Below are 11,034 nucleotides of genomic sequence, written 5' to 3' on the forward strand. Positions count from 1 at the left end.
AGAAACAGTGTCAGCAACGAGGCGCCCATGACGACCTCCGGCGCGGTCAGCGGCACGACCAGGAACGTGTCGACGGCCTTCTGGCCGCGGAACCGTTGGCGCACCAGGGCGATGGCCACCAGGGTGCCCAACACGAGGGCGATCGCCGTCGACACCTTCCTGGTCCTGCCGCTGACCGCGCCGGAGGTCGTCATGGGCGCCTCGTTGCTGACACTGTTTCTCGACCTGGGCTGGGCGACAGGTTACTCCACGATTGTGTTGGCGCACATCGCGTTCCAGGTCAGCTTCATCGCGCTGACGGTGCGGGCCAGGGTCCGCGGCTTCGATTGGACCCTCGAGGATGCCTCGATGGATCTGGGCGCCGGCCCCGCTCGCACATTCTTCAGGGTCACGCTGCCGCTGATCGTTCCGGGAATCGTGGCTGCCGCGATGTTGTCGTTCGCGCTGTCACTCGACGACTTCATCATCACCTACTTCGTCAGTGGCTCGAGCGTCACCTATCCGCTCTACGTCAATGCCGCGGTCAAGGCCGCGGTGCCGCCTCAGATCAACGTGCTGGCTACGGCGATCCTGGTGGTGAGCTTGCTGTTGCTGATGGCCGGAACCCTGTACCGGCGCAAGCGTATCGACGCCTGAGGTTCAGCCGACTTCGGCCGGCACCGGCGTAGCCCGCGCTCCGGTGCGGGCGGCGCCGATGCCGGCAGCCACCACGAGCAGGATGCCGATCACGGCGAGCTCGTCGGGAACCTGCCGCAGCAGACCAAGGCCGACGAGCATGGCGAAGGCGGGCTCGAGGGCCATCAACGTGCCGAACGCGGCCGTGCTCAAGAAGCGCAGGGCGGTCATCTCCAAGGCGAACGGCACCACGGGCAGCAGGATCGCCAGCCCCACCCCGATCAGCAGCAACTGCGGGGTCAGCTTGCCGAACACCGACGGTCCGACGGTCACGGTGGCCACCAACGCCGCGACTGGCATGGACACCGCCAGGCCTTTGATCCCGGCCACTTCGTCGCCCACCCGTTGGGTCAGCAGGATGTAGCACGCCCAGCACAGCGCGGCGCCCAGCGCGTCGAGCACGCCGATCGGATCGACGTCGCCCGACCACGGTTCGGTGAGCAGCACGACGCCGGCCGCGGCCAGCCCCGGCCACACCACCCGGCTGCGGCCCCGCCCGTGTGCCACTGCGACTCCGAGCGGGCCGAGGAATTCCAGCGCGCTGGCGGTACCGAGCGGTATTCGCGACAGCGCCGCCATGAACAGGATGGTCACTCCGGCGGTGACCACGCCCAATGTGACACAGGTCCAGAAGGCCGATTTGGTGAAGGCAGAGGGACGCGGCCGCACGATCACCAGGATCAGGACCGCAGCCCAGGCGAGCCGCAGCCACGCGGCGCCTTCGGCGCCGATGTCGTCGATCAATCCGACAGCCACCGCCAGGCCGATCTGCACGCACAACATCGACGCCACGGCCATCAGCGCGCCGGCGCGGGCCGGATGCCGCGCCTCGGTCAAGAGTTATTGCCTTTCGGGACAATGATGTTGGCGAGCACCATGCGCAGGAAGGGCCGGTAGACGGCCTGATCGTCGAGCAGACTGTTCAGGGTCACCCCGTCGTTGGCCGCCAGCACGACGCGAGCCAGATCCATCGCCGGGATACTCAGGTGCCCGCCCAAGCGCGCGACCCCTTTGGAGATGTATTCGGCAAGGGCGCGCACCGTCTCCTCCCGCTGCGCCGCCACGCGGTCTCGGGCCTCTGGATTGCGCAGCAGGAACAGCGTGTATTCCGAACCGAGGGCGGCCCGGTCGGAGCCCTCGGCGGCGACCAGATCTCGCCAGCGGTCACCGAGTTCGTCGGCGTCGAGATCGTCGAGCCGGTGGAACGTCGCGATGACATCGGCGAAGCCGTCGAGAAACTGTTGGCGCTGGCGTTCGACCACGGCCAGGAACATCTCGGCCTTGCTGCCGAAATGTGAGTAGATGGCGCCTCGGGTATAGCCGCCGATCTCGGCGATGTCCTCGAGGGCGGCCCCGTCAAACCCTTTGCGGGCGAACACCTCTTCGGCAGCATCCAGCAGCACGTTGCGCGTGTGCTCCAAGCGGCGTTGCTTCGTCCAGCGTTCGGCCATGGACCCATCCTGTCAAACCTCAACCTGCCGGAGAATATTCACTCTTGTATCGAATATACGTCTATGTATAGTAGTGATGCCAGTCACAAGTCATGACCGAACGAGGAGAGGTCCGCCCGTGCCGACAGCACGCCCCGGAAGTTGGGTCGAGAACGCCACCGCCCTGGATGACATCGCGCCGGATGCCTACCGGATGGAGATTCCGACCAGCCGCTACATCGCACCGGAATTCGTTGCGCAGGAGCGAGATTGCATATGGAAGAAAGTCTGGCAGGTGGTCGGACGAGTGGACGAGCTGACCAAGCCCGGTGACTGGAAGCAGTACCAGATCTTCGATCAGTCCTACCTCGTCGTCCGTGGGAAAGACGAGAAGATCCGCGGATTCGTCAACGCCTGCCGGCATCGAGGCAACGTGCTGTGCCGCGACGCACGTGGAAACGCCAAGCGGGGCTTCCTGTGTCAGTACCACCTCTGGTCGTATGACCTCGACGGACGGCTCAAGGGCATGTTGCGGGAGGCATTGGCCGGACCGATCGACAAGGACACCCACGGGCTGATCGAGGTCTCGGTGGACACCTTCGCCGGATTCATCTTCCTCAACCCGGACCCGTCGGCGCAGCCGCTCGCGGACTTCATCGGCGAGGAGGTCGCCGCCATGCTGGCCCCCTACCACCTTGAGGACATGGTGACGGTGATGGACGTGACCGAGGCCATCGACTGCAACTGGAAGGTCGTCCTCGATGCCTTCCAGGAGGGCTACCACATCGACGGGATCCATCCACAACTGTTGCGGGTGATCAACATCGACCCGGCGACCAGCCGCTATCGGTTCTTCGAGCAACACAGTGTGTCGATGGCACCGTTCGACGTCGTCGGCGCCACACCCGAACAGCAGGTCGACGGGATCATGGATCTGCCCGAGACCTTTCCGTCCACCGTCGCGGTTCTCCCCCGTTTCCAGGAACTCGTTGCCGAGTACCGGGCCGATGACGGAGCGCTGAACTTCCCCGACGGAGTCACCGCGCGCACGCTGCTGCAAAAGGCGACGCGAGATACGTTGACCGGCATGGGTCTTGACGTCAGCGGGCTGACCGACGCACAAATGAGTGACAACCACGGCTGGGTCTGGTTCCCCAACTTCTTCATGACCATTCGCGCCGGCGAGGCCACCATCATCATGTCGCTTCCCCACCCGGACGGTGATCCCAACCGCTGCATCTGGCATGTCGCGAGCTACATGTGGCTTCCGGACGAGATGAAAGCCGCCTTCACCGCTGAACCGGTCGTGGTGGACGAGCCGGGCAGCTTCAAGTATTTCGAAGCGCTGCAACAGGACTACGAGCAGATGCCCCGTCAGCAGATCGGGCTGCGCAACACCGCGTTGGACCATATGGCACTGGTGAAGGAGGAAGTGGTGATCGCCCACTTCCACTCGGTGGTCGACAGGTATCTCGACGCTGCCGCTGCCACATCCTGAGACGGGTCGGCCCGGACCGGTCACCAAACAACCGATAGAAAGGGAATTGCGCGTGAAGCATGTCAGCGAAGTCGTCGACGACTACACGGGCCGTTGCCGCACCGTCATCCAATATGCGGTCACCACAAAACAATTGGTGGAGGCCGCCAAGCAGCCCGGCTTCAGTGTGGCGAGCTGGGCGCCGCTGGCGGAGTTGGTGGCGGTCGAGGATTTTGTGCGAGTCGGCAACTTCAAAGAGGTGATGAACTGGGAGCAATACCTGGATTTCATGACCAACTGGGCGGCGGCCTCGCAGTGGGACGGCTTGTTCAAGCGGGTCAGCGAGGTTGACGGTGTGGTGTACCTCGAGCTCGAAGAACGAACCAAGATGGGTGATTTCGAGTCGGTCGTCAACTCGGTCTCGGTGTACGAGTTCGACGGCGACGACAAGATCCGGCACATCGATGTCTATCTGCAGATGGCGTTGCCCGGCGCCGACATGCCGACCGTCTACGAGGGCGTCGAGCTGTCGCAGTGATGTCAGGCCTGGTCCACGAACTCGGCCAGGACGTCCGTCACGGCCGCGATGGCCGTCCTGGCGATCACCTCGTAACCGTGCGTGCTCAGGGTCGGCAGGCAGAGCAGCCCGGCCTGCGGGGACAATCCGCTCGCCTTGGCGTGTGACGCGTCGGATTCGAATGCACCCAGCACGGCAGCCTGCGGTGCGTAGCCGAGTTTGCGGGTGATGTCGCACAGACGGTCGGCGATCGACTTGTCATAGACACACAGGGCGTCGCTGTACGCCACGATCGGCCCACCGGTCACGGTGGTGCGGTACTCGGCTTCGGTCGGGCCCACCTCGACCGCAAGCGTCAGATCACCGGGCAGTGTGCGGCAGGCATATGCGGCGCCCACGCCGCCGATCTCTTCATTGGTGGTGAACACCAGGTAGAGGTCACCGGCCGGTCGGCGACCGGTCTCCTTGAGCCGGTGCGCGAGCATCAGGAGGGCCAGCACGGCCGCTCGGTCGTCCATGAAGTAACAGCCGACGTAGTCACCCAGTTCGATGAGCGTGCGCTTGGTGCGGTCGATGCAGACCCGGGTACCAGGGCCGATACCGGCGTCGGCCAGGCGTTCGTTGTCCACCCCGGTGAACACGTACACGTCGGGCCAGTCCAACGCCTTGTCGCCCTGGTCGGGCTTGGTCTGCCAGACCTGCGGGGTCTCCTGGGTGGTGTGTTCGGAGCCCAATGCCAGTATGCCGGTCAGGGTTTCGTGGTCACCGAGGATCGTCACCGGGCCCAGGCCGAAGTTGGCCGGGTACATGGTGCCCAACGGGGTGAGCCGCAGCGTGCCACCCGGCTCGATCCGCTTGACCAGCATGGAAAGCTCGTCGAGGTGGGCGAGGATCCGGGTGGCCGGGGCGTCGGGGTCCGTGCCGCCGATCTTGGCGATCAGATTGCCCGCGGCGTCGGTCCAGAGCTCGTCTGCGTGTGGTTGCAGTTCCCGACGGCACACCTCACGAACCGCGTCCTCCTGGCCGCAGGGCCCGTACGCCCACAACAATTCCTGCAGTAGCTCAGGGTTGAACCCGTCATCTGTCGCGGCCATGGGTGCTGATTACCGCCGGAGCCCGCGGCGAAACCTGGACGTCGGTGTACGCGACGTTACTTCGGTGCGGTTCGGTCCGGGAACGGGTCGTTGGAGAAGTCGATCTGGGCCGTCGGGTTACTGATGGCGGTGACCAGTCCGGTACCGAACGCGCCCGCGCTGTCGTACAGCGTGGACGCACCCACGGCGATCCCGTTGGTCGCCCAGTGCGAATCAGCCTGTACGCCGATCCATTCGTCACCGGGCATGCGGGACAGGGCCACTGTGAGGTCACCGTTGATGTAGCCGACGCCGGCGGTGCCCAGATTGGTGACCAGGCTCGTGCCCTCGGCAGCCATCGCCGCCCGCACGAATGGCGAGTTCGGTTGTCCCTCGACCACGGTGATCGTGCGGTTCATGAACCGCTTACGGGAGTCGTTCTGGTGGTCGGCGATGGCGCGACTCCAGCCGCCGGTGTCACTACCGATGTAGGTCGCCCGGTCCTCGTCGAGGGTGGCCGGCGGTTCGAAACATGTTGGCGCGCTCCATTCTTCACCTCGTGGCGGCTCACTCTCGCGGTACTGCACCAAGGTCGCGCGGGCCACGGTCACGCCGTCTTGCACCAGCTCACATTCCGAGTTGCGCACGCGCCGGCCATCGCGGATCAGGGCCACTTTCGTCGTGGTCGGCACGCCGCGGGCGGCCTTGAACAGGTCGACGGTCAACCGGGCGGGCAGGAAGCCGGGCAGGCCGAACGCCGACTCGAGCGCGCGGGCGGCCAGGCCGACCAGCGCGGGACCGTTGAGGTGATCCTCGCCCCAGTGGCTCTGCGCAAAGCGGGTCGGCTGGAATCGGTCCTGCGCGGACTGCACGAAATGGGCGACAACCTCGGTCATCGGCGAATCGTCGCATATGGGCTAAGTAATTCGGTCGGCGGGCTCACGAACCACTGCGGCGGCCTGGCCTTGGACGAGGTTTGCGCCGACGGGCTCGGGGAACTACTACCCCATGTTGATCAGACGAATCGCCCGCCCTATGTTGTCTGCCACCTTCATCGCCCGCGGTGTCGACACGTTGCGCGACCCCGCCGATGCCACGGAGTCCGCGCGCGGCACCATCAGCACGCTCAGCGCCCTCCCCGGTCCGGTGGGCGCCGGCATGCCGACCAATGCCGCGACGGTGGCACGGGTCAATGCCGCAGTCCAAGTGGCCGGTGGAGTGCTTCTGGCCCTCGGTCGGGCGCCCCGGCTCACCGCCGCGGCCCTTGCCGTCACGATGATTCCGGGAAGCCTTGGCTCGCAGGCCTTCTTGAAGGAAACCGACCCGCAGCGCGCGGCCAGCAAGCGCCGTGAGTTTCTCACCGATGTGAGCCTGCTGGGCGGGCTGATCATCGCGGCGGCCGACACCGCCGGTAAGCCGTCGCTGGGTTGGCGCGGCCGTCGCGCCGCACGTCAGGTCTCGGCCAGCGTCGCTGCGGCCGTGCCGGGTTTGGCGGCGGGCAGCAGCCTGCACAGCAACGGCATCACCGACAGCGCGATCGCCGAGAAAATCGGACACGGGCTGTCCGTCGGTGCGGAGCGGGGCCGCGAGCTGGCGGACACCGCCCTCGAACGGGCGAGCGAGTTGGCCTCCGACTGGGCGCACGCCGCCCGCGAGTACGGACCCGAGGTGGCCGATGCGGCCCGAGATCGTGCCGGCGAGTTGGCCCACGTGGCGCGCGAACGTGGCCCGGAAATCGCCGACGCGGCCCGTGAACGTGCCAGCGAATTCGCCCACGTGGCACGTGAACGCGGTCCCGAGATCGCCGACGCGGCCCGCGAACGCTCCGCTGAACTGGCCGGCCGGGCCAAAAAACAACTCGACCAGCGCCGTGGTCGGTAGCGTTGATGCATGACCACGGGTGATTACCAGCCGCAGCAGTTCGGACAACAGGGCTATCCACCGCCGTATGGCGAGCAGTACCCACCTGCCTACGGCACCGCGGCGCCGGGCGGGTTGGCGCGGCGGTTTTTCGCCCGCGTGATCGACGGCATCGTGGTGGCGATTGTGGCGTTCTTCCTGTCATTCGTCACCGACTCGCTGTCGAGCTATTGGGTGACCGGCCTGTTCACCGGCTTGCTGATGTTCGTCTACTTCGTCGGGTTCGAGGTCGCCACGGGCGCGACACCCGGCAAGAAGCTGTTGGGCCTTGCAGTGCGGGGACCGGCGAATGCCCCCAAGCCCACGGCACAACAGTCGGCGATCCGCAACGCCTTCACCCTCCTGCCGATCATCCCGATCGTCGGCGGATTCCTTGGTGTCATCGCGATGATCGTGATCGCGGTGACGGTCAGCGCCAGCGCGACGAAGCAAGGGAAGCACGATGAACTCGCGGGCGGTACTCAGGTGATCCGAAGCTGAAATCCGTTGCGGGAGGCGCTGTCAACCGGCGCCTCCCGGGCGGGCTCAAATCACCAGACCCAGCAACAGGACGAATATCAGGCCGGACACCGACAGCGCGGTCTCCATCAGCGACCAGGACTTGATGGTCTGCCCGACGGTCATGCCGAAGTACTCCTTCACCAGCCAGAATCCGGCGTCGTTGACGTGAGAGAAGAACAACGAGCCCGCCCCCACCGCAAGCACCACTAGCGACACCTCGCCGGTGCTCAAGCCTTCGACCAGACCCAGCATCAGTGACGACGCGGTGATGGTGGCGACCGTGGCCGACCCGGTGGCCAACCGGATGAGAACCGCCAGCACCCAGGCCAACAACACCACCGACAGATTGGCGCCCTTGGCCCATTCGGCGAGCAGGGTGCCGATCCCGGTATCGACCAGAACCTGTTTGAAACCGCCGCCGGCCGCCACGATCAGGATGATGCCGGCCACCGGTGGGAGCGAGGACTCGACGGATTTCACGATCTGCTCCCGCGACATCTTGGCGCCCAGACCGAGAGTGAACATTCCCACCACGACGGCGATCAGCAACGCCATCACCGGTCGCCCGACGATGTCGAACGTCTGACGTACCAGATGCGACTCGTCGACGAAGATGTCGACGACGGCTTTGCCCATCATCAGTGCGACCGGCAGCAACACGGTGAGCATGGTGACGGCGAAGCTCGGTCGGGTCTGCGTCGTGGCTGTCGTCGTTGTGGTGGCCTCGTTGCTGCCCGATCCGGTGCCGGTGGCTTCGGCGCTGTCGAAACGATCCGGCACGTCGAGGACCACCCAGCGCCCGGCCAATTTGCCGAACAGCGGACCGGCCACCACGATCGTCGGGATCGCCACGAGCACACCCAGCGCCAGCGTGACGCCCAGGTCGGCGTGGAGCAATGCGACTGCGGCGACGGGCCCGGGATGCGGCGGCACGAAGCCGTGCATGGCCGACAGACCCGCCAGCGCCGGGATGCCGACGGTGATCAACGACAGTTGTGAACGGCGGGCCACCAGGTAGATCACCGGCATCAACAGGACCAGGCCGATCTCGAAGAACATGGGCAGGCCGATGATCGCGCCCACCAACGCCATTGCCCACGGCAGCATCCGCGGTGACGCGTGCCCGACGATCGTGTCCACGATCTCGTCGGCGCCACCGGAATCCGCCAGGAGTTTGGCGAACATCGCCCCGAGCGCGATGAGGATCCCGACGCTCGCGGCGGTGGAGCCGAATCCGCTGGAGAACGAGTCGAGCACATCGCCGATGGCCTCCCCCGCCACCAGACCGACCGTCAGCGCGCCGAAGATCAGGGCCAGAAACGGGTGCAGCTTCGCGATCGTGATGAGCACGACGATCAGCGCGATGCCGGCCAGCGCGGCCAGGATCAGCTGGGCACCGCCGGCCACGGGCTCGATGATTTCGGTGCCGGCCGCAAGAAGGCGGGTCGTCGAGGTCATCGGTTGTCCTGTTCTGTTGTCGCACTGCCGGATCGGGTCACATACTCCTCGACGATGGCGTCGATGCTCTGGTCGACGTCGATGGCGGTGCCGGCCTCGTCGGGACCGAGCGGTTCCAGCGTCGCGAACTGGGAATCCAGCAGGCTGGCCGGCATGAAATGTCCCGGCCGGCTGGCCTGGCGCCGGCGAATCACCTCCGGCGACCCGCTCAGGTGCAGGAACACGACGTCCGGGCAGTGCCGTCGTAGTTGGTCGCGGTACTTACGTTTGAGGGCCGAGCAGCTCATCACGCCGCCGTCGGCATGCTCGGCCAGCCAGCCGCCGATCGCTTCCAACCAGGGATGGCGATCCGCGTCGTCGAGGGCGTGACCCGCGGACATCTTGGCGATGTTGGCGGCGGGGTGGAAGTCGTCCGCGTCGGCGAACGGGACCCGCATCCGCTGCGCCAGTGCGGCGCCGACCGTCGATTTGCCGGATCCGGATACGCCCATGACCACGACCGGTGAACCCATACAACCACCCTCGAAACGTGTGTCTGCCGTCACACAGTGTGGATCAAAAAGCATACGTTTGCAACAGCCAGCCGAATAGATCTGTTTTTTAGCCGCATGCGGGCCGATATGACACGATCTAACCGTGTCCTCGGCCTCAAGCGTCGGCGCTCTGCACGCCAACCTGTTGACCACGCTCGGGACCGCCATCGTCTCCGGCGAACTGGCGGCTGAGCAGGTGTTGACGCTGGACCGGCTCAGTGCCGAGCACATGGTGTCCCGCAGCGTCGCCCGCGAGGTTGTCCGGGTCCTGGAATCGATGGGCATGGTGGAATCACGCCGCCGGGTCGGTATCACCGTCCAGCCCTGCTCTCGTTGGAATGTCTTTGATCCCAGGCTGATTCGATGGCGGCTGGACTCCGGCGACCGGGCCGCCCAACTGGCGTCGCTGTCTGAACTGCGGCGCGGGTTCGAACCGGTTGCCGCCGCACTCGCCGCCCGCCGGGCGAACGCCGATCACTGTCGAGTGCTGGCCGCCGCGGTGTCGGACATGGTGATGCACGGCCGATCCGGAGACCTGTACGCCTATCTCGCCGCCGACAAGCTTTTTCACCGCACCCTGCTCGAAGCCAGTGGCAACGAGATGTTCCGTGCCCTCAACGACGTCGTGTCCGAAGTCCTCGCCGGGCGCACCCTGCACGGGCTGATGCCTGACACACCCAACCCGGTCGCCATCGAGTTACACGACGAGGTGGCCCGGGCCGTCCGGTTGCGCGACGAGGACGCAGCCGAAAAGGCGATGCGGGCCATCATTGACGAGGCGGCCACCGCAGTGCTCGACGCCGACGACCGCGGTGCTTAACTAACGACATGGGTCGCTCTCCAGCGTTGGCACGTCGCTTCTTCGACCGGCTGGAGCCGGTTCACGCAGTCACCTATTTCGCGCCGGAGGCGCGGACGGCGCTCGATGCCCTGGGCTATCGGGGATTCTGGATGGGCTACTTCGCGGCCCGCTCGGCGCCGCTCGGCATCGTGCCGGCGGACGTGGTCGCCGCGGTGTTCTACAACTTCACCGCCGAACGCGTCGCGAAGGCACTGCCGGCGGCCTGGGACACGGCCGGCCCGGCAACGTTGTTGGAGGTCCGCTCGGCCGCGGCGGTCGCAGCGCTGCGTCGAGCCGGCGTGACCGACTCCGACGCCACCCGCACAGCCGCCGACCTGATCGCGAAAGCCGCACGCACCGCGCCGTTGGACGGCCGGCCCCTCTATGCCGCCAACCGGGCGCTGCCGTGGCCGGAAGAGCCGATCGCCAAACTCTGGCATGCGGTCACATTGTTACGCGAGCAACGGGGCGACGGCCACGTCGCCGTTCTGGTCGGTGAGGGGATCAGCGGTCGCGAATCCAATGTGCTGCACGCCGCGGCCGGCCGGGTGCCCCGCGAGATGATCATGCGCAGCCGTGATTACGACGACGAACAGTGGGCAGGGTACG

General features: G+C 66.1%; 13 protein-coding genes. 7 read left to right on the forward strand and 6 right to left on the reverse strand.

Features of this window, described 5'->3' with window-relative positions:
• Positions 1-636, forward strand: a 636-nt coding sequence (locus A5699_RS22135; RefSeq protein WP_369806750.1) for an ABC transporter permease, incomplete at its 5' end; no start/stop codon positions are given.
• A gap of 3 nt (positions 637-639) precedes the next feature.
• On the opposite strand, the gene A5699_RS22140 is transcribed toward A5699_RS22135, so the two are convergent.
• Together A5699_RS22140 and A5699_RS22145 are read right to left on the reverse strand one after the other, a co-directional pair.
• On the reverse strand, positions 640-1,473 hold the full coding sequence (locus A5699_RS22140) for a DMT family transporter (RefSeq protein WP_067773959.1): 834 nt from the start codon (positions 1,471-1,473) through the stop codon (positions 640-642).
• Positions 1,474-1,508: 35 nt separating this feature from the next.
• Entirely contained in the window at positions 1,509-2,126 is a 618-nt protein-coding gene (locus A5699_RS22145; protein WP_067773929.1) for a TetR/AcrR family transcriptional regulator, read from the reverse strand.
• Positions 2,127-2,244: 118 nt separating this feature from the next.
• Here A5699_RS22145 and A5699_RS22150 point away from each other — a divergent pair, with 118 nt between their 5' ends.
• The gene (locus tag A5699_RS22150) at positions 2,245-3,603 is read left to right on the forward strand and encodes an SRPBCC family protein (protein ID WP_067773932.1); all 1,359 of its coding nucleotides are present in this window, start codon (positions 2,245-2,247) and stop codon (positions 3,601-3,603) included.
• 52 nt (positions 3,604-3,655) lie between these two features.
• The gene (locus A5699_RS22155) at positions 3,656-4,120 is read left to right on the forward strand and encodes a hypothetical protein (RefSeq protein WP_369806751.1); all 465 of its coding nucleotides are present in this window, start codon (positions 3,656-3,658) and stop codon (positions 4,118-4,120) included.
• Between the two features lie 2 nt (positions 4,121-4,122).
• Here A5699_RS22155 and A5699_RS22160 read toward each other — a convergent pair whose 3' ends face one another.
• Both A5699_RS22160 and A5699_RS22165 read right to left on the reverse strand, forming a co-directional pair.
• Positions 4,123-5,193, reverse strand: a complete 1,071-nt coding sequence (locus A5699_RS22160; RefSeq protein WP_067773937.1) for a M42 family metallopeptidase — start codon at positions 5,191-5,193, stop codon at positions 4,123-4,125.
• A 56-nt stretch (positions 5,194-5,249) separates the two neighbouring features.
• Entirely contained in the window at positions 5,250-6,068 is an 819-nt protein-coding gene (locus A5699_RS22165; RefSeq protein WP_067773940.1) for an acyl-CoA thioesterase domain-containing protein, read from the reverse strand.
• Positions 6,069-6,207: 139 nt separating this feature from the next.
• Between A5699_RS22165 and A5699_RS22170 the strand changes: the two genes are divergently transcribed.
• Together A5699_RS22170 and A5699_RS22175 are read left to right on the forward strand one after the other, a co-directional pair.
• Positions 6,208-7,053 carry a DoxX family protein gene (locus A5699_RS22170; RefSeq protein ID WP_067773942.1) on the forward strand — a complete coding sequence of 282 codons (846 nt, stop codon included), beginning with the start codon at positions 6,208-6,210 and terminating at the stop codon, positions 7,051-7,053.
• A gap of 9 nt (positions 7,054-7,062) precedes the next feature.
• Positions 7,063-7,572 carry an RDD family protein gene (locus A5699_RS22175; RefSeq protein WP_067773945.1) on the forward strand — a complete coding sequence of 170 codons (510 nt, stop codon included), beginning with the start codon at positions 7,063-7,065 and terminating at the stop codon, positions 7,570-7,572.
• Positions 7,573-7,617: 45 nt separating this feature from the next.
• Here A5699_RS22175 and A5699_RS22180 read toward each other — a convergent pair whose 3' ends face one another.
• Positions 7,618-9,051, reverse strand: a complete 1,434-nt coding sequence (locus A5699_RS22180) for a gluconate:H+ symporter (protein WP_067773947.1) — start codon at positions 9,049-9,051, stop codon at positions 7,618-7,620.
• On the reverse strand, positions 9,048-9,563 hold the full coding sequence (locus tag A5699_RS22185; protein ID WP_067773950.1) for a gluconokinase: 516 nt from the start codon (positions 9,561-9,563) through the stop codon (positions 9,048-9,050). Before A5699_RS22185 ends, A5699_RS22180 begins: the two co-directional genes overlap by 4 nt.
• Before the next feature lie 124 nt (positions 9,564-9,687).
• On the opposite strand from A5699_RS22185, the gene A5699_RS22190 reads away from it, so the two are divergent.
• Positions 9,688-10,404: a FadR/GntR family transcriptional regulator gene (locus A5699_RS22190; protein ID WP_067773953.1), complete on the forward strand. Its 717-nt coding sequence runs from the start codon at positions 9,688-9,690 to the stop codon at positions 10,402-10,404.
• An 8-nt stretch (positions 10,405-10,412) separates the two neighbouring features.
• Positions 10,413-11,034 (forward strand): hypothetical protein (locus tag A5699_RS22195; RefSeq protein ID WP_067773956.1); only part of this gene is annotated, 622 nt, incomplete at its 3' end.

The organism is Mycobacterium sp. E802, from assembly GCF_001666875.1.
GTDB lineage: Bacteria > Actinomycetota > Actinomycetes > Mycobacteriales > Mycobacteriaceae > Mycobacterium.

Coding starts and splice junctions, on each gene's coding strand:
- A5699_RS22140 (WP_067773959.1), bottom strand. CDS start 1,473: ATGGCCGTGGCGTCGATGTTGTGCGTGCAGATCGGCCTGGCGGTGGCT.
- A5699_RS22145 (WP_067773929.1), bottom strand. CDS start 2,126: ATGGCCGAACGCTGGACGAAGCAACGCCGCTTGGAGCACACGCGCAAC.
- A5699_RS22160 (WP_067773937.1), bottom strand. CDS start 5,193: ATGGCCGCGACAGATGACGGGTTCAACCCTGAGCTACTGCAGGAATTG.
- A5699_RS22165 (WP_067773940.1), bottom strand. CDS start 6,068: ATGACCGAGGTTGTCGCCCATTTCGTGCAGTCCGCGCAGGACCGATTC.
- A5699_RS22170 (WP_067773942.1), top strand. CDS start 6,208: ATGTTGTCTGCCACCTTCATCGCCCGCGGTGTCGACACGTTGCGCGAC.
- A5699_RS22175 (WP_067773945.1), top strand. CDS start 7,063: ATGACCACGGGTGATTACCAGCCGCAGCAGTTCGGACAACAGGGCTAT.
- A5699_RS22180 (WP_067773947.1), bottom strand. CDS start 9,051: ATGACCTCGACGACCCGCCTTCTTGCGGCCGGCACCGAAATCATCGAG.
- A5699_RS22185 (WP_067773950.1), bottom strand. CDS start 9,563: ATGGGTTCACCGGTCGTGGTCATGGGCGTATCCGGATCCGGCAAATCG.